The sequence below is a fragment of the Mycobacterium sp. E136 genome, assembly GCF_001666865.1.
In the GTDB taxonomy this organism is placed as follows: domain Bacteria; phylum Actinomycetota; class Actinomycetes; order Mycobacteriales; family Mycobacteriaceae; genus Mycobacterium.
On record NZ_LZJE01000249.1, the window covers coordinates 1 to 18144 of the forward strand.

The following is an 18144-nucleotide window of genomic DNA, read 5'->3' on the forward strand; positions in this document are numbered from 1 at the left end:
TCGCCGAGACGCTCGGCATCGCGGTGACCAAAGTGCACCAACAGCTGCGGGACGGCCATCTGATCGGCGTGCGCCGTAACGGCGTGGTGGTGATCCCGAAGGTCTTCTTCGACGACACCGGCCACGTCGTCAAGAGCCTGCCCGGGCTGCTCGTCGTCTTGCGCGACGGGGGCTACCACGACACCGAGATCGTGCGCTGGCTCTTCACGCCCGACGAGTCGTTGTCGATCCGACGCGACGGCACGACCGAGGCGCTGCCTAATGCCCGGCCGGTTGATGCTCTTCACTCGCATCAGGCCCGTGAGGTGGTGCGCCGGGCCCAGGCTTTGGCTTATTGACAGCTGGCTCATTGACCTTCGGGCTCTCCGGCGCGTTCCTCAGCGAGTACCACGCCACCACGGCGCACGCGATGGACAACAGCACGTGCGGCCACGAGTACATCCCGTGTGCGCCATCGGGTTTCCAGATCACGGTGATCCACGTCGACAGGCCCGCGATCACCGCGATCGAGCGTCGGCTCTGCGCCAGTGCGGCCACCACCGCCAGCGGCCAGGTGTAGTACCAGGGCAGGGCGGCCGGCACCAACAACACCACGATGACCATGACCACCGCGATACCGGTCAGGGCCTCGCGGTCGGTGCGCCGGAACCGCCACCACACGAACGGAAGCGACAGCGCGATCAGCGCGATGCCGATGATCCGGGCCACGTCGAGCACCGCGTAGAAGTTCACCGGCAGGAACATGCCGCCGACGACATTGATCAGGTTCGCCGCCGCGGTGGGCAGCGTCAGCCAGTTGATGATCTTCACCGAACCGGCCAACGCCGTGAGCCAGCCCAGCCCCACGCCGGCCGCGAGCGACAGCACCGCGAAGACCACGCTGAAGATCAGAGCCGAGCCCACCGTCGCGATGGCGAACGCCTTGACCGGTGAGAAGCTGCGCCTGCTACGCAGGTCTCGCGCCCACACCCAGACCATGAACGGAAGTGCCAGTCCCGCCGTCGCTTTCACCGCCACGGCGGCGGCGATCAAGCTCACACCCCAGACGTGGCGGCCGGTGAACGTCAACGCGATGCCCGCCATCATCAGGCCGACCATCAACATCTCGTTGTGCACGCCGCCCATCAGATGGATGATCACCAGCGGGTTGAGCACGCAGATCCACAGCGCGGTCGCACCGTCGGCGCCGATGTGGCGGGCGATGCGTGGCGCAGCCCAGATCAGCAGCGCCAGACCTGGAAGCATGCACAGCCGCAACAACATCGTCCCCGCGACGACGTCGTTGCCGACCAGCAGCGTGACGAACTTCGCGATCAGGATGAAGGCGGGACCGTACGGGGCGGTGGTGGTGGTCCAGATCGGACTCACGTCGTCCAGCAACGAGTTCGGATTGTCGACGGGGCCGACGGCGTACGGGTCGAGGCCGTCGCGCAGCAGTGCCCCCTGCGCCAGGTAGGAGTAGGTGTCGCGGCTGAACAGCGGAACGCTGAGAAGTAAAGGCGCCAACCAGAATCCGGTCGTGGCCACCATGGTGTACTCGGTCGCGGTGCGGTTGACCACCTGGCGGCCCAGCCACAGCCACGCTGCCAGCATCAGCGCGACGCCGCCCCACAGCAGGATCGACGACACCACCAGCCCGTGGCCGAACCGCAGCCACGACAGGTGCAGCGATTCGAGCAGCGGGTCATGCAGCCGGGTGCTGCCCGCTCCCAGTCCACCGACGGTGATCAGGACGGCGCCGACGAACCCCAGCCGCGCGGGCTGGGCCTGTGGTGAGGTGGCGAACGAAGCCAACCGCGAAACATGCTGGGCGAAACCGCCTTTCGACGGCCGCGTCGACGGTGAGGTGGTCATCGCTATGCGGTTCGATTCGCGGCCAATCGGGTGAGCTCCGACAGCCCCGCCTTGGCCTGGTCGTCGATGGCGGCGGCGTCGAGGGTGGCCAGCGCACGCCGGGTGAGCTCGGCGATGCGGTCCTCCACCGCGGCCAGCGCGCCGACGGACTCGATGACCTGGCACAGCTCCCTGACCTGGGCGTCGGTCAGCGTCGAGCCGATCGAGGTGCGCAGCAGCTTGGCCGCCACCGGGTCGGCCTTCTCCGCCAGCTCGACCGCCTCGGCCAACAGCACGGTGCGCTTGCCGGCCCGCAGGTCGTCGCCGGACGGCTTGCCCGTGACCGCGGGATCGCCGAAGACGCCGAGCACGTCGTCGCGCAGCTGGAAAGCCACGCCGAGGTCGGTGCCGAACTCGTGGAAGGCCGCCTGCACGTCCGGCCGATCGGCGGCCGCCGCGGCGCCCATCTGCAACGGGCGGGTGATCGTGTACGAGGCGGTCTTGTAGATGTTGACGGTCAGCGCCGACGCCACCGAGTCGGCCCCGCTGGCCTCGGCCAAGATGTCGAGGTATTGACCGCCCAACACCTCGGTGCGGATCGCGCCCCACACCCGGCGGACGCGCGCGGCGGCGTCGGGGGACAGGTCGGCCGTGGCAACGACGTCGTCGGCCCACACCAGCGCCAGGTCACCCAGCAGGATCGCCGACGAGGTGCCGAACTGTTCGGCCGAGCCGTGCCAGCCGTTCGAGCGGTGCCGCTCGGTGAACAATCGGTGCACGGTCGGCAGCCCGCGCCGCGTCGCCGAGGCGTCGATGACGTCGTCGTGGACCAGCGCACACGCGTGCAGCAGTTCGAGCGCCGAGCACAACCGCAGCACATCCGGATCCAGTGGGTTCTCGGGTCGCTCGGCGACCGACCGCCAGCCCCAGTACGCGAACGCGGGCCGCAGCCGCTTGCCGCCGCGCAGCACGAATTCCTCGAGCGCGGCGGTCATTTCGGCGTAGTCGTCGCCCATGTAGGCGCATTCGCTGCGGCGCTCCTGCAGATAGCTACGCAGCTGATCGGTGACGGCGCCCGCCAGCTCGACGGCCGACGGTGCCGTGGCATGCACGCTCAGCGGGCGCCCCTTTCTCTGTGCGACCACCCTGCCCCGAACCGTGTTCAGAGTAGAGCCTGCGTGTGCGGTCCGAGCAAGTCAGGACGGCCGGCGCCCCGACCGTCAGTCCCGGGCGTCGCCCACCTTCGGCGACTGGTCGCGGCCCATATAGGCCAGCGTGCCGATTACGGCGGCCACGACGAAGGAGCCGAGGCCCAGCCAGATCGCGGCGCCAGTGAACGATCGCGCGCTCGGGTCGGTGTAGCGGGCCTGGGCATTCATGGTGCTGACCACGCCGGGCCGCAGCTTCCATTCGACGATCTCCTCGGACACCTGATCGCCGTTTGTCGAGGTGACCTCGCCGGGGAACGAGACCGTCACCGAGACGTCGGCCTCCGAATCGCTGAGCGAGGTGAGGTCGGCGCGACCCTCGAGGATCACCAGGTCGCCGGCGCGCCGCAGCGAGAGGTCGACGCCTGCGGCGTCGCGGTTCATGTTCGCGAGCTGGGGCAGTTCGGCGAAGGTGAGGTCGGAGAACACCGCCTGGGATCCGACGTAGTCGTCGCGGCTGTACTCCGAGACCGCCACCTTGTTGGCGAACGGCAGGTTGTTCAGCAGCTGCGGGCCCTTGTCGTCGGCGTTGCGCGGTTTTGCCGCGGCCACGATCTGACCGGACACCCGGTCGTCGGGGGAGACCGTGATCGACGCCCGCACCCGGACGCATCCGACGGCGGTCGGAAGCACGACGAGCATCAGCAACACGAGTGCGAGCAGGCGGGTTCTGCTGCTGCGGTGGCGGGCCGGCACGTGGTCATCGTGCCAGACCGCGCCGTTCACAGCGGCAATGACCGGCCCAGGATCGCGAAAGCGCGGGGATCGCCTGCGAAGTGGTAGCCGCGGATGACGTCGGTGAACCCCAGCCTGCGGTACAGCCGCCACGCCCGGTTGGCCTCGCCGTTGATCTCCGGCGTCGACAACAGCACGTGGGACTCCTCGCGGCCGGCCAGCAGCCGGCGGGCCAGCGCCTCGCCGAGACCGCGGCCCTGGGCGCGGGGGTGGATGTGCAGTTCGGTGAGCTCGAAGTAGCTCGTCATCAGCGCCGCGATGTGGGTGCGGTCCGCGCCCACCCGCTGCAGCCCGGCCACCACCTGCTGCTGCCACCACTGGTCGGGGGCGCCGCAGTAGCCGTAGGCGATGCCGACCATCGGGGCGGTGGCCAACGCCCCGTCGTCGACATGCGGATCGTCGCCGTCACCCGTGCTCACCGCCGCGACGGCCTTCCATCCGGGTCTGCGGGTGTGTTCGAGCCACATCGACGCCCGCTGGGCCTCGGTGCCGCGCGGATAGCGCATCGCGTCGACGTAGACCGCGAGCGCGTCACCGAGCCGGCGTTGCATATCGCTCGGCGACAGATCGATCAGAAATGTCGCCAACTGTGTCTGCCTCTCCGGGTGTCGGGCGGTGTCGTTGCAACCATTATCGAGTGGACGCGCCTGCGCCTCCCAGGCGGCGGCGCACGTCATACAATCGTGCGTCGAACTAGGTGGTACGGCTCAGATCGACCTCGTATCATGACTGTTAGATGCCCGTGAACGCGGGCACACACGAGTTTGAACAGATGAGTAAGGCCGCGGGCGGCCCCTGGGTTCCGAGGGAGGGACGAATGCCACTCTCCGATCATGAGCAGCGCATGCTCGATCAGATCGAGAGCGCGCTCTATGCCGAGGACCCGAAGTTCGCTTCGAGTGTCCGCGGCGGTACCTTGCGCGCGCCCTCGACCCGGCGCCGCCTTCAGGGCGCCGCGCTTTTCGTACTGGGCCTGGCGATGCTGGTTTCGGGCGTCGCGTTCCCCGCCACCCAGATCAGTGGTTTCCCGGCGCTGTCGGTTCTCGGCTTCATCGTGATGTTCGGCGGTGTGGTGTTCGCGATCACCGGCCCGCGGATCCCGGGTGGTCGCGACCATTCGGTCGCCGAACCGGGTGGGCCCCGCCAGAAGCGTGCCAAGGGCTCGGGTGGTTCATTTGCCAGCCGCATGGAGGATCGTTTCCGTCGTCGTTTCGACGAATAAGCCGTAACCCGACACAGGGGTAGCCCGCCGCCGCGGGCTGCCCCTTTTTCGTGTCTCGGGCCGCCTGCCGCCCCACTCATCCCCACCACCTCCTCGTAGGCCGCTGATCAGCGGTTTGGTCGTGCACTGCCGCCCGCACGCCCGCGCTCGTCGTCCCAAGAGGCCCGCTGAGGGGGGTGACGTGGAGACGCACCGGAAGTTTTGGCGCTCAAATGGTGGATGGTGGGGGATTGTGGGGTAAAGTGGCGGACAACGGAGCGACCGGGGCTCTGTTGACCGGTAGGGCGGTTGGAGGTGGCGAGATGTTTCTCGGCACCTACACGCCGAAGCTCGACGACAAGGGGCGGCTCACGCTGCCCGCCAAGTTCCGCGACGCGCTGGCAGGAGGGTTGATGGTCACCAAGAGCCAAGATCACAGCCTTGCCGTCTATCCGCGCGCCGAGTTCGAGAAGCTGGCGCGACGGGCGTCGCAGGCATCGCGTAGCAATCCGGAAGCGCGCGCCTTCCTGCGGAACCTGGCCGCCGCCACCGACGAACAGCATCCCGACGCACAAGGCCGAATCACGTTGTCGGCCGATCACCGTCGCTACGCGAACCTGTCCAAGGACTGCGTGGTCATCGGATCGGTCGACTACCTGGAAATCTGGGACTCCGCGGCATGGCAGGAGTACCAGCAGACCCACGAAGAGAACTTCTCCGCGGCCACCGATGAAGCTCTGCACGACATCATCTGATTCGGCGGTCAACCGGCACCCGGCCCGTGCATCGCGGCCTCTGCCCGAACCGGCCCTGGCGTACTTCCCCGACGCCAGGTCCGCGCTCTCGGACAGGGACCTCGGTGCAGGGGCGTTGGACGGAGGCAACGCGATGGAACGGCGCAGCGGCGACCACGGACACATCCCCGTCCTGTTGGACCGCTGCGTCGAGCTGCTCACACCCGCACTGACCCGGCGCAGCCCCGACGGTGAGGGCGCGGTGCTCGTCGACGCGACGCTCGGAGCGGGCGGGCACGCCGAACGCTTCCTGACCGAACTGCCCGGCCTACGGCTGATCGGCCTCGACCGCGACCCCGACGCGCTGTGGATCGCCGGAGAGCGCCTGTCGCGGTTCGGCGATCGCGTGATGCTCGTGCGCACTCGCTACGACGGCATCGGCCGCGTACTCGGCGACGACGGCTACTGGGCGAGCCAGGTGGACGGCATCCTGTTCGACCTGGGCGTCTCCTCGATGCAGCTGGACCGCACCGACCGCGGCTTCTCCTACGCCGCCGATGCGCCGCTGGACATGCGCATGGACCCCGACGCGGAGCTGACCGCCGCCGACGTCATCAACACCTACGACCAGAAGTCGCTGACCCGGGTGCTGCGCGAGTTCGGCGAGGAGCGGTTCGCCAGCCGGATCGCTGCCCAGCTCGTTCGGAGGCGCGCCCGCCAGCCGTTCCGCACCACGGGTGAGCTCGTCGAGCTGCTGTATCAAGCCATTCCCGCGCCGGCGCGCCGCACCGGCGGGCATCCGGCGAAGCGCACGTTCCAGGCGCTGCGGATCGCCGTCAACGGCGAGCTGGACTCGCTGCGCGACGCGCTGCCCGCGGCTCTCGAGGCGCTCGCTCCCGGCGGCCGCATCGTCGTGATGGCCTACCAGTCGCTGGAGGATCGCATCGTCAAGGCGGCCTTTGTCTCGGCGACGGCGTCCCGGACGCCACCCGGCCTGCCGGTGGAACTGCCGGGCCACGAGCCGGAGTTCGTCGCACTGACCCGCGGTACCGAGCGGGCAGCTCCCGAGGAGATCGAACGGAACCCGCGTAGCGCGCCGGTGCGGCTACGAGCGTTGGAGAAGGTGGGGGGAGCCCGATGAACGCCAAGCAGGCCAAGCAGGTCAAGCAGGCCAAGCGCGGAAAGGCGGTGCGCGGCAACGACGAGCGCAGGCGCACCGCCCGCGGTGCCGCGCGTCGTTCGGCCGACCCCCAGACGCGGCGCAAACCGACGCGCGAGCAGCGTCCGCTGCGGTCGGCGCCCCAGACCAACCCCATCCCGCGTCCGACCGGCGCGCCGGGCCGCCCCAAGACCGCGAGCCAGGCCAAGGCGCGCGCGAAGGCGCGGAAGGCCAAGGCACCGAAGGTTGTCCGGCCGCCATTGCGCGAACGCATCATCGTCAAGCTCTCCTCGGTGGAGCTCAACCCGCGCACGCTGGTGGCCAGGGTCCCGTTCGTGGTGCTGGTCATCGGGTCGCTGGGGGTCGGCCTCGGCACGACGCTGTGGCTGTCCACCGACGCGGCCGAGCGGTCCTACCAACTGGGCAGCGCCCGCGAGACGAATCAGGCTCTGCTGCAACAGAAAGAGGCGCTCGAGCGCGACGTGCTGGAGGCGCAGGCCGCCCCCGCCTTGGCCGAAGCCGCGCGCGATCTCGGCATGATCCCCTCGCGCGACACCGCACACCTGGTGCAGGACCCGGCGGGCAACTGGGTCGTCGTCGGCACCCCCAAACCGGCCGAGGGCGTACCGCCGCCGCCGCTGAACACACCGCTACCCGATGCGACCCCACCGCCTCCTCCGCCGCCCGCGCGGCCGGCGCCACGGGTCGTCGACCCCCGTGAGGTCACCGTGCGGATGCCGACGCGGACGATGCCGACGCCGGGTGTGCCCACACCGGGTGCGCCGCAAGCGGTTCCGGGGCAGGTGCCGGTGCCCGGAGCGCTGCCCGCGCCGATGGTGCCGGGTGCCGCCGCCCCCGCCCCGATGGCACAGCCCCAGGTTCCGGTCGGCGCACCGCACATCCCGGCCCCGCAGGCGCTGCCCGGTCCGGTGCCGAACGTCGAACAGTTCAGTCCCGCGGTCGTGCCCCCGGCGGGTCCGGCCGCATGAGCCGCGGCGAGCGTCGGCCCCGCAAGACCGCGGACACCCGCATGAAGCCGACGCCGGGTTCACAGGAGCGGTCGGCGAAGGCGCGGCGCACCCGCGCGCCGATCACCGAAACCGGCCTGCGCAGCGCGTCATTCGTGTTCCGGCATCGAGTCGGGAACGCGGCGATTTTCCTCGTGCTCATCGTCGCGGCCGGTCAGCTGTTCAATCTGCAGGTGCCCCGTGCCGAGGGACTGCGGGCCGAGGCGGCGAGCCAGCTCAAGGTCACCGATGTCGACAAGGCCGTGCGCGGCTCGATCGTCGATCGCAACAGCGACAAACTCGCCTTCACCATCGAGGCGCGGGCGCTGACCTTCCAGCCGGTCAAGGTCCGCAAGCAACTCGAAGAGGCTAGAGCCAAGAGCACCGAGGCGCCCGAACCCGACCGTCGGCTGCGCGACATCGCCGCCGAGGTGGCGTCGCGGCTGAACAACAAGCCGGACTCGGCGACGGTGCTCAAGAAACTCAAGAGCAACGAGACCTTCGTCTACCTCGCACGCGCCGTCGATCCCGCGATCGCCGAGGCGATCACCAAGAAGTTCCCCGAGGTCGGTTCGGAGCGACAGGATCTGCGTCAGTATCCGGGCGGCTCGCTGGCCGCCAACGTCGTCGGCGGCATCGACTGGGACGGCCACGGCCTTCTGGGCCTCGAGGATTCGATGGACGCCGTGCTGGCGGGCACGGACGGCTCGATCACCTACGACCGCGGCTCCGACGGCGTGGTCATTCCCGGCAGCTACCGCAACCGCCACGATGCGGTCGACGGTTCCACGGTCATGCTGACCATCGACGACGACATCCAGTTCTACGTCCAGCAGCAGGTGCAGCAGGCCAAGAACCTGTCCGGCGCCAAGAACGTCTCCGCGGTGGTCCTCGACGCGAAAACCGCTGAGGTGCTGGCGATGGCGAACGACAACACGTTCGACCCGAGCCAGGACATCGGCCGCCAGGAGGACCGTCAACTGGGCAACCCGGCGGTGTCGTCGCCGTACGAACCGGGTTCGGTGAACAAGGTCATCACCGCCGCGTCGGTCATCGAGTACGGGCTGTCCAATCCCGACGAGGTGCTGCAGGTGCCGGGTTCGATCCACATGGGCGGCGTCACCGTCGGCGACGCGTGGGAGCACGGCACGATGCCCTACACCACCACCGGCATCTTCGGTAAGTCCTCCAACGTAGGCACGCTGATGCTCGCGCAGCGGCTCGGCCCGGAACGCTTCTTCGACATGGTGCGCAAGTTCGGTCTCGGGCAGCGCACCGGCGTCGGATTGCCCGGTGAGAGCGCGGGTCTGGTCCCGCCCATCGACCAGTGGTCCGGCAGCACCTTCTCCAACCTGCCGATCGGGCAAGGTCTTTCGATGACCCTGCTGCAGATGGCGGGCATGTACCAGACCATCGCCAACGACGGCGTGCGCATCCCGCCGCGCATCGTCAAGAGCACCATCGCCCCCGACGGCACCCGCACCGACGAGCCCCGCCCCGAGGGCATTCGGGTGGTCAAGCCGGAGACCGCGCGGACCGTGCGGCACATGCTGCGCGCCACCGTGCAACGTGACCCCACCGGCGTCCAGCAGGGCACCGGGTCGCAGGCTGCCGTCGAGGGTTACCAGATCTCCGGAAAGACCGGCACCGCACAGCAGATCAACCCGGCGTGCGGGTGCTACTACGACGACGTCTACTGGATCACGTTCGCGGGCATCGCCACCACCGACGACCCGCGCTACGTCGTCGGCATCATGATGGACCACCCGCAGCGCACCGCCGACGGGCAGCCGGGCACCACGTCGGCGCCCCTGTTCCACAACATCGCGTCCTGGTTGCTGCAGCGCGAGAACGTGCCGCTGTCGCCGGACGCCGATTCGCGGTTGACGCTGGTAGCCGACTAAGGCGGCCGCAACCGCCCCCGATGTGCGACGGGGGCCAGGAGGGCGACTCGGTACTGTGTCAACGCCATGAACCTGCGACCCAGCCATCCCGCCGGCGCGGCGCTCGGTCCGTTGGCCGGGCAGGTCCAGGCGGTGCCCGCGGGCGGCGCCGTGCCGGACATCCGCGTCACCGGCGTCACGCTGCGCAGCGGTGATGTCGAACCCGGGGACCTGTTCGCGGCGCTGCCGGGGGCAGCGGCGCACGGCGCCCGCTTCGCCTCGGAGGCGCTCGCGCGCGGAGCCGTCGCGATCCTCACCGACCCGGACGGGCTGGTGCTCGTCGGGACCGACGTCGAGGTTCCCGTGCTGATCCATCAGGCTCCGCGCTCGGTGCTCGGTGAGCTGGCCGCCGAGGTGTACGGACGGCCGTCCGAACGGCTGCGGGTCATCGGGGTCACCGGCACCTCCGGCAAGACCACGACCACCTATCTCGCCGAGGCGGGACTGCGGTCGGCCGGGCGGGTGGCGGGGCTGATCGGCACCGTCGGAATCCGGATCGACGGGCGCGATCAGGCCAGCGTCCTCACCACACCCGAAGCGCCGGATCTGCAGGCCCTGCTCGCGGCGATGGTCGAGCAGAGCGTCGACACTGTCGTGATGGAGGTGTCGAGCCACGCGCTCACACTCGGCCGCGTCGACGGTGTGCACTTCGCGGTCGGCGGATTCACCAACCTGTCGCGCGACCACCTCGACTTCCACCCGACGATGCGGGACTACTTCGAGGCCAAGGCTCGGCTGTTCGATCCCGAATCCCGCAACCGCGCAGACCTTTCCGTGCTGTGCGTGGACGACGACGCGGGCCGGGAGATGGCCAGGCTGGCGCGCGATCCGGTGACCGTCAGCGCGACCGGTCGAGTCGCCGACTGGCGCGTCGAGGACATCCGCACCGTCGACCGCAACGCGCAGGAGTTCTTCGCGGTGGACCCGGCGGGTGTGCACCACGGCCTGCGGATCGGGTTGCCGGGTCGCTACAACGTGGCCAACTGTCTGCTCGCGATCGCGCTGCTCGACGCCGTCGGCGTGTCACCCGAACAGGCCGCGCCGGGACTGCGCGGCGCGACGGTGCCCGGCCGGATGGAGCCCGTCGACCGCGGGCAGGAGTTCCTCGCGGTGGTCGACTACGCCCACAAACCCGGCGCACTGCAGGCCGTGCTGTCGACGCTGCGGGCGCAGACCGAGGGCCGGTTGGCGGTCGTGTTCGGCGCGGGCGGCAACCGCGACCCGGGCAAGCGGGGGCCGATGGGCCGCGTCGCCGCGGAACTGGCCGACCTGGTGGTGGTGACCGACGACAATCCGCGCGACGAGGACCCGGCCGAGATCCGCGCGGCGATCGTTGACGGGGCGGGCGAACAATCAGGGGCCGAGGTCGTCGAGATCGGTGACCGTCGCGCCGCGATCGAGCACGCGGTGGGGTGGGCGACGCCCGGCGATGTCGTGCTCGTCGCCGGCAAGGGCCACGAGGCGGGTCAGACCAGCGCCGGGGCGACGCGCCCCTTCGACGACCGCGAGGAGCTTGCGCGGGCCCTCGAGGGACGCCGGTCATGATCGACTTCACGCTCGCCCAGATCGCCGAGATCGTCGGCGGCCGGCTCACTGACATCTCCGAGGCCGACGCCGCGACCGTCAGGATCACCGGCACCGTCGAGTTCGACTCGCGGGCCGTCACCCCCGGAGGTCTCTTCCTCGCCTTACCGGGAGCCCGCTCCGACGGACACGACTTTGCCGCGACGGCGGTGCACGCCGGGGCGGCGGCGGTGCTGGCCGCGCGGCCGGTCGGGGTGCCTGCGATCGTCGTGGACCCGACGCCACAGACCTCCGACCGCGCGGCGGGGGTGCTCGAACACGATGTCGACGGCTCCGGCGCGGCCGTGCTCGCGGCGCTGGCGAAGCTGGCCGGGGCGGTCGCCGCGGAGCTCGTCGCGGGCGGGCTGAGGATCATCGGTATCACCGGATCGTCGGGTAAGACCTCCACCAAGGATCTGGTGGCCGCGCTGCTGGCGCCGCTCGGTGAGGTGATCGCGCCGCCGGGATCGTTCAACAACGAGCTCGGCCACCCGTGGACGGTCCTGCGCGCGACGCGGTCCACCGACTTTCTGGTGCTGGAGATGTCGGCCCGCCATCGCGGCAACATCGCCGCGCTGGCCGCGATCGCCCCTCCGTCCATCGCGGCGGTGCTCAACGTCGGCACCGCGCACCTCGGCGAATTCGGCTCACGTGAGGCCATCGCCGAGACGAAATCCGAATTGCCGCAAGCAGTTCCGGCAAACGGCGCGGTGATCCTCAACGTCGACGACAGTGCGGTGGCCGCGATGGCCGCGAAGACCGCCGCGCGCGTCGTGCGGGTGTCGCGGGAGCCCGGCGGCCGGGACGTCGACGTGTGGGCCGAGGCGGTCACGCTCGACGAGTTGGCCAGGCCGCGGTTCACCCTGCACGCCGGCGAGGAAGGGGTCGACGTCGCGCTGGCCGTGCACGGCGACCATCAGGTGTCCAACGCGTTGTGTGCGTCGGCCGTCGCGCTGGAGTGCGGCGCCTCCCTCGAGCAGGTGGCCGCAGCGCTGGCCACCGCCGGTCCGGTGTCCAAAAACCGCATGCAGGTCGTCACCCGCAGCGACGGCGTCACCGTCATCAACGACGCCTACAACGCCAACCCGGACTCGATGAGCGCGGGCCTCAAGGCGCTGGCGTGGATGGCCCGCAGGGGAGGTGGAGGCGGCCGTAGCTGGGCGGTGCTCGGCGAGATGGCCGAACTCGGAGACGACGCGATATCCGAGCATGACCGCATCGGCCGGCTGGCCGTGCGCTTAGATGTGTCACGACTCATCGTCGTCGGAACCGGGAGGACTATGAGCGCCATGCACCACGGCGCGGTGATGGAGGGATCGTGGGGGGCTGAGGCCACCATGGTCGCCGACGCCGACGAGGCGCTGGACCTCCTGCGCGCCGAACTGCAGCCGTCCGACGTGGTGCTGGTGAAGGCCTCGAACGCGGCCGGTCTCGGCGCGCTGGCCGACGCCCTGCTCGATACCGGATCGGCCGAAACCCTGGATCCGCACGCATGAGGCAGATCCTCATCGCCGTCGGCATCGCGCTGACGGTCTCGATCCTGCTCACTCCGGTGCTGATCCGGCTGTTCACCCGCCAGGGCTTCGGCCACGAGATCCGCGAGGACGGGCCGCCCACGCACGCCAAGAAGCGCGGCACGCCGTCGATGGGCGGGGTCGCGATCGTCGCCGGCATCTGGGCCAGTTATCTGGGCACGCACCTCGTCGGCGTCGTGATCGACGGCCGGGGACCGTCTGCGTCCGGCCTGCTGGTGCTGTTCCTGGCCAGCGCGCTCGGCGTCGTCGGCTTCGTCGACGACCTGATCAAGATCCGGCGCTCGCGCAATCTCGGGTTGAACAAGACGGCCAAGACCGTTGGCATCCTGGCCGCCGCGGTGATCTTCGGCGTGCTCGCCCTGCAGTTCCGCAACGCCGACGGGTTGACCCCCGGCAGCGCAGAACTGTCCTATGTGCGCGAGATCGCCACGGTCACACTGCCGCCCGTGCTGTTCGTGCTGTTCTGCATCGTGGTGGTCAGCGCCTGGTCGAATGCGGTGAACTTCACCGACGGCCTGGACGGGCTGGCCGCAGGCGCGATGGCGATGGTGTGCGCGGCCTACGTGCTGATCACGTTCTGGCAGTTCCGCAACGCCTGCGCCACCAGCCCGGGCCTGGGCTGTTACAACGTGCGCGATCCGCTCGATTTGGCGATCATCGCCGCGGCCACGGCGGGCGCCTGTATCGGCTTCCTGTGGTGGAACGCCGCGCCGGCGAAGATCTTCATGGGCGACACCGGTTCGCTGGCCCTCGGCGGCATCATTGCCGGGCTCTCGGTGGCCAGCCGCACCGAGATGCTGGCCGTGGTGCTCGGCGCCCTGTTCGTCGCCGAGGTCGTCTCGGTCGTCGTGCAGATCCTCGCATTCCGGACCACCGGCCGCAGGGTGTTCCGGATGGCGCCGTTCCACCACCATTTCGAGCTGGTGGGGTGGGCCGAGACGACGGTGATCATCCGGTTCTGGTTGCTCACCGCGATCGCCTGCGGGCTCGGCGTCGCGTTGTTCTACAGCGAGTGGCTGACCACCGTCGGTGCCTGAAATGACCGTCGAGCCGCTGCTACCGGGGGCGCGGGTGCTGGTGACCGGCGCGGGCCTGACCGGCCGCTCGGTCAGCGCCGTGCTCGAGCCCACCGGCGTGCGGCTGACGATCTGCGACGACGACCCGCTGGCACTGCAACGGCTGATCACACCCGCGAAGGTGGTCACCACCGCCGACGCCGAGGCCACCATCGGCGAGTACGCGCTCGTCGTCACCAGCCCGGGGTTCGCCCCGACCACGCCGGTGCTGGCCGCGGCGGCGGCCGCGGGCGTCCCGATCTGGGGCGATGTCGAACTGGCCTGGCGCCTGGACCAGGCGGGCTGGTTCGGGCCGCCGCGGCGCTGGCTGGTCGTCACCGGGACCAACGGCAAGACCACGACCACCTCGATGCTGCACGCCATGCTGGTCGCCGCGGGACGACGGGCGGTGCTGTGCGGCAACATCGGCAACCCGGTGCTCGACGTGCTCGCCGAGCCGTCCGATCTGCTCGCGGTCGAGCTGTCGAGCTTCCAGTTGCACTGGGCGCCGTCGCTGCGTCCGGACGCGGGTGTGTTGCTCAACGTCGCCGAGGACCACCTCGACTGGCACGGCTCCATGGCCTCCTATGCCCACGCCAAGGCCCGCGTGCTCAACGGACGCGTCGCGGTCGCCGGGCTCGACGATCCGGTGGCAGCGGGTCTGCTGGAGACCGCGGCCGCGCCGACGCGTGTGGGTTTCCGGCTAGGGGAGCCTGGGCCGGGCGAATTGGGGGTGGCCGGCGGAACGCTCCTCGACTACGCGTTCGGCGATCCGCCTGAAGGCGGATGGCCGCTGGTCGACGCGGCGTCGATATCGGTGGCCGGCCCGGTTGGGGTGCTTGATGCGCTGGGCGCCGCGGCGCTGGCCCGCGCGGTCGAGGTGCCGCCGTCGGCGATCGCCGACGCGCTGGCCGGCTTCCGGGTGGGCAGGCACCGCGCCGAGGTCATCGGAACCGTCAACGGTGTCGCCTACGTCGACGACTCGAAGGCCACCAACCCCCACGCCGCCCAGGCGTCGATCGCCGCCTACCCGCGCGTGGTGTGGGTGGCTGGCGGCCTGCTCAAGGGCGCCTCGGTCGACGAACTGCTGATATCGGTCGCGAATCGGCTGGTCGGGGCCGTGTTGATAGGCCGCGACCGGGCACTGATCGCCGAGGCGTTGGCGCGACACGCCCCGGATGTCCCCGTCATCGAGGTTGTGACGGGGGAGGATTTTGGGGTGCAAGGGACAAATGGGTCGGATGTTAGTGCTGTTACTAGTGTGATCAGACTCGAAGGCCAGCCCTCCGGCGACGCGATCATGGCCGCAGTGGTCGGCGCCGCCCGCGACCTCGCCCGGCCCGGCGACACGGTCTTGCTGGCGCCGGCGGGTGCCTCCTTCGACCAGTTCAGCGGCTACAGCCACCGCGGCGATGCGTTCGCCGACGCCGTGCGCGCCCTGACCCGGTAGCCGCCGATGACTACCATCCTGACCCGGCTGCGGCTTCGCAGGGCGGGCGCCGAAGACAAACCGGTCGAACCGGTGCCCACGACCGCCGGGCCCCGGACTCGGGTCGGGGCGTGGCTGGGACGCCCGATGACGTCGTTCCACCTGATCATCGCGGTGGCGGCGCTGCTGACCACGCTGGGCTTGACGATGGTGCTCTCGGCGTCGGGGGTGTACTCCTACGACCAGGACGGCTCGCCGTGGGCCGTGTTCGGCAAGCAGGTGCTCTGGACGGTCATCGGGCTGTTCGGGTTCTACGTCGCGATGCGGATCCCGGTGCAGCTGATGCGGCGCATGGCGTTCTCGAGCTTCGCGCTGACGATCGTGCTGCTGATCCTGGTGCTGATCCCGGGTATCGGCACCGTGTCCAACGGATCCCGCGGCTGGTTCGTGATCGCCGGGTTCTCGATGCAACCCTCCGAGCTGGCCAAGATCGCGTTCGCCATCTGGGGCGCGCATCTGCTGGCCGCACGCCGCATGGAGCAGGCCACGCTGCGCGAGATGCTGATCCCGCTGGTCCCCGCGGCGTTCGTCGCGCTGGCGCTCATCGTCGCCCAGCCCGACCTGGGGCAGACGGTGTCGCTGGGCATCATCCTGCTGGGCCTGCTGTGGTACGCCGGCCTGCCGCTGCGGGTGTTCCTGTCCTCGCTGTTCATGGTCGTGGTGTCGGCCGCGGTGCTGGCGATGGCCGAAGGTTACCGGTCCGCGCGAGTGCAGTCGTGGCTGAACCCCGGCGCCGATACGCAGGGGTCGGGCTATCAGGCCAGGCAGGCCCGGTTCGCGCTGGCCAACGGCGGCGTGTTCGGCGACGGTCTCGGCCAGGGCGCGGCCAAGTGGAACTACCTGCCCAACGCGCACAACGACTTCATCTTCGCGATCATCGGCGAGGAGCTCGGCTTCATCGGCGCAGGCGGGCTGCTGTGTCTGTTCGGCTTGTTCGCCTACACCGGCATGCGAATCGCCCGGCGTTCGGCCGATCCGTTCCTGCGGCTGCTCACCGCCACCGCGACGCTGTGGATCATGGGCCAGGTGTTCATCAACGTCGGCTACGTGGTCGGCCTGCTGCCCGTGACCGGGCTGCAGCTGCCGCTCATCTCCGCCGGCGGAACCTCAACGGCGACAACGCTTCTGATGATCGGCATCATGGCGAGCGCGGCGCGCCACGAACCGGAGGCGGTCGCGGCGCTGCGGGCGGGGCGCGAGGACAGGGTCAACAGCCTGCTGCGGCTGCCGCTGCCGGCGCCGTACGTGCCGCCGCGGATCGAGGTGGTGCGGGAGCGGCTCGGCAAGCGCGGCGCCGAACGCTCGGGCAAACCCGGCAAGGCCGCGCGCGGCCGGACTCCCAAGCCAGCCTCGAAGCAGGCGCCCAAGCCCGCACGCAAACGCCAGACGGCCGGTAAGCCCGTCCGGGCGGCAAGGCATCATGGAGGCGGCCGTGCGGAGAAAAGCCGCCGGCGCGCACTGGAAGGTCAGCGTTACGGGTGAACGACACGGGTTCCGTCCCTCGGCGGCCGGGGGACGACCGGGGAGTCTCCGTGGTCCTCGCGGGCGGCGGCACCGCGGGACACGTCGAACCGGCGATGGCGGTGGCCGACGCGCTGACCGACCTCGCCCCTGACGTGCGTATCACCGCGCTCGGCACCGAGCGCGGGTTGGAGACCCGGCTGGTGCCCGAACGCGGATACCACCTCGAGCTCATCACGCCGGTGCCGCTACCGAGAAAACTCTCCGGCGATCTGCTGCGCCTGCCCCTGCGGGTACGCCGGGCGGTGCGCCAGACCCGGACGGTGCTCGACGAGGTCGGGGCCGATGTGGTGATCGGTTTCGGTGGTTACGTCGCACTGCCCGCCTATCTGGCCTCGCGCAGTGTGCGCCGCAGCAGGCGGGTGCCGGTGGTGGTGCACGAGGCGAACGCGAGCGCGGGCTGGGCCAATCGGGTCGGCGCCCGCTCGGCGCGCCGCGTGCTGTCCGCCATCGCCGATCCGGGACTCGGCAGGCCGGCCGAGGTGGTCGGCGTGCCGGTGCGCGCGGCGATCACGTCGCTGGACCGCATGGCCCTGCGCGACGAGGCCCGTGCCCACTTCGGGTTCGCGCCCGACGCGCGCGTGCTGCTGGTGTTCGGCGGATCGCAGGGCGCGCAGTCGCTGAACCGAGCGGTCTCCGGGGCCGCCAAAGATCTTGCCGCGGCCGGTATCTCGGTGCTGCACGCGCACGGTCCCAAGAACACCCTCGAGCTGCGCGAGCCGGCCGACGGCGACCCGCCGTACGTGCCCGTCCCGTACCTGAACCGGATGGACCTCGCCTACGCCGCCGCCGACGTGGCGATCTGCCGCTCCGGGGCGATGACGGTCGCCGAACTGACCGCGGTGGGGCTGCCCGCGGTGTACGTCCCGCTGCCGATCGGCAACGGCGAACAACGACTCAACGCACTGCCGGTTCTCAACGCCGGGGGCGCGCTGATGGTCGACGACGCCGACCTGTCGCCGGCCTTCGTCGCCGAGACCGTCGTCGATCTGCTCACCGACACCGGCCGGTTGCAGACCATGACGGCGGCCGCCGCGCTGGCCGGACACCGCGACGCGGCCAGACGGGTCGCCGAGATCGCGCTGGAAGTCGCGCACGCCGAGCGCCGAAAGAGGCTGCGGTGAAACCGAAGTCGTTACCCGAAGAGCTGCAGCGCGTGCA

At 70.2% G+C, this 18144-nt stretch carries 16 protein-coding genes; 12 read left to right on the forward strand and 4 right to left on the reverse strand.

The window, feature by feature from the left end:
• Nucleotides 1–338, forward strand: a 338-nt coding sequence (locus tag A5698_RS16500) for an Rv2175c family DNA-binding protein (RefSeq protein ID WP_068299022.1), incomplete at its 5' end; no start/stop codon positions are given.
• Here the strand turns inward: A5698_RS16500 and A5698_RS16505 are convergent.
• The 4 genes from A5698_RS16505 to A5698_RS16520 all read right to left on the reverse strand — a co-directional run bounded on the left by A5698_RS16505 (nt 259) and on the right by A5698_RS16520 (nt 4363).
• Nucleotides 259–1854 carry an alpha-(1->6)-mannopyranosyltransferase A gene (locus A5698_RS16505; protein ID WP_068299027.1) on the reverse strand — a complete coding sequence of 532 codons (1596 nt, stop codon included), beginning with the start codon at nt 1852–1854 and terminating at the stop codon, nt 259–261. The two genes, A5698_RS16500 and A5698_RS16505, sit on opposite strands and share 80 nt — an antisense overlap.
• A gap of 2 nt (nt 1855–1856) precedes the next feature.
• Nucleotides 1857–2945 carry a bifunctional (2E,6E)-farnesyl/geranyl diphosphate synthase gene (gene idsA2 / locus A5698_RS16510; protein WP_068299031.1) on the reverse strand — a complete coding sequence of 363 codons (1089 nt, stop codon included), beginning with the start codon at nt 2943–2945 and terminating at the stop codon, nt 1857–1859.
• Between the two features lie 108 nt (nt 2946–3053).
• On the reverse strand, nt 3054–3683 hold the full coding sequence (locus tag A5698_RS16515; protein WP_068299088.1) for an LppM family (lipo)protein: 630 nt from the start codon (nt 3681–3683) through the stop codon (nt 3054–3056).
• Between the two features lie 80 nt (nt 3684–3763).
• Nucleotides 3764–4363: a GNAT family N-acetyltransferase gene (locus A5698_RS16520; RefSeq protein ID WP_068299090.1), complete on the reverse strand. Its 600-nt coding sequence runs from the start codon at nt 4361–4363 to the stop codon at nt 3764–3766.
• Between the two features lie 230 nt (nt 4364–4593).
• On the opposite strand from A5698_RS16520, the gene A5698_RS16525 reads away from it, so the two are divergent.
• The 11 genes from A5698_RS16525 (at nt 4594) to murG (ending at nt 18107) form a co-directional block, all read left to right on the forward strand.
• A complete protein-coding gene (locus tag A5698_RS16525) occupies nt 4594–4998 on the forward strand; it encodes an SCO2097 family morphological protein (RefSeq protein WP_067089778.1) in 405 nt (134 codons plus the stop codon).
• Between the two features lie 302 nt (nt 4999–5300).
• Complete coding sequence (gene mraZ, locus A5698_RS16530) at nt 5301–5732, forward strand: division/cell wall cluster transcriptional repressor MraZ (RefSeq protein WP_064349961.1); 432 nt, start codon at nt 5301–5303, stop codon at nt 5730–5732.
• Nucleotides 5707–6852: a 16S rRNA (cytosine(1402)-N(4))-methyltransferase RsmH gene (gene rsmH / locus A5698_RS16535; RefSeq protein ID WP_084792481.1), complete on the forward strand. Its 1146-nt coding sequence runs from the start codon at nt 5707–5709 to the stop codon at nt 6850–6852. The genes mraZ and rsmH overlap by 26 nt, the downstream gene beginning before the upstream one ends.
• A complete protein-coding gene (gene ftsL, locus A5698_RS16540; RefSeq protein WP_068299037.1) occupies nt 6849–7859 on the forward strand; it encodes a cell division protein FtsL in 1011 nt (336 codons plus the stop codon). The genes rsmH and ftsL overlap by 4 nt, the downstream gene beginning before the upstream one ends.
• Before the next feature lie 41 nt (nt 7860–7900).
• Nucleotides 7901–9781, forward strand: coding sequence for a peptidoglycan D,D-transpeptidase FtsI family protein (locus A5698_RS16545; RefSeq protein WP_231967429.1), 1881 nt, complete (start codon nt 7901–7903; stop codon nt 9779–9781).
• Nucleotides 9782–9847: 66 nt separating this feature from the next.
• Nucleotides 9848–11365 carry a UDP-N-acetylmuramoyl-L-alanyl-D-glutamate--2,6-diaminopimelate ligase gene (locus A5698_RS16550; protein WP_068299043.1) on the forward strand — a complete coding sequence of 506 codons (1518 nt, stop codon included), beginning with the start codon at nt 9848–9850 and terminating at the stop codon, nt 11363–11365.
• On the forward strand, nt 11362–12879 hold the full coding sequence (locus tag A5698_RS16555; protein ID WP_068299046.1) for a UDP-N-acetylmuramoyl-tripeptide--D-alanyl-D-alanine ligase: 1518 nt from the start codon (nt 11362–11364) through the stop codon (nt 12877–12879). Before A5698_RS16550 ends, A5698_RS16555 begins: the two co-directional genes overlap by 4 nt.
• Complete coding sequence (mraY, locus tag A5698_RS16560; RefSeq protein ID WP_067290984.1) at nt 12876–13955, forward strand: phospho-N-acetylmuramoyl-pentapeptide-transferase; 1080 nt, start codon at nt 12876–12878, stop codon at nt 13953–13955. Before A5698_RS16555 ends, mraY begins: the two co-directional genes overlap by 4 nt.
• Nucleotides 13948–15423, forward strand: coding sequence for a UDP-N-acetylmuramoyl-L-alanine--D-glutamate ligase (gene murD / locus A5698_RS16565; protein WP_156670785.1), 1476 nt, complete (start codon nt 13948–13950; stop codon nt 15421–15423). Before mraY ends, murD begins: the two co-directional genes overlap by 8 nt.
• A gap of 15 nt (nt 15424–15438) precedes the next feature.
• On the forward strand, nt 15439–16944 hold the full coding sequence (gene ftsW / locus A5698_RS16570; protein WP_502688937.1) for a putative lipid II flippase FtsW: 1506 nt from the start codon (nt 15439–15441) through the stop codon (nt 16942–16944).
• 95 nt (nt 16945–17039) lie between these two features.
• Nucleotides 17040–18107, forward strand: coding sequence for an undecaprenyldiphospho-muramoylpentapeptide beta-N-acetylglucosaminyltransferase (gene murG, locus A5698_RS16575; protein ID WP_231967430.1), 1068 nt, complete (start codon nt 17040–17042; stop codon nt 18105–18107).
• Nucleotides 18108–18144: the final 37 nt, after the last annotated feature.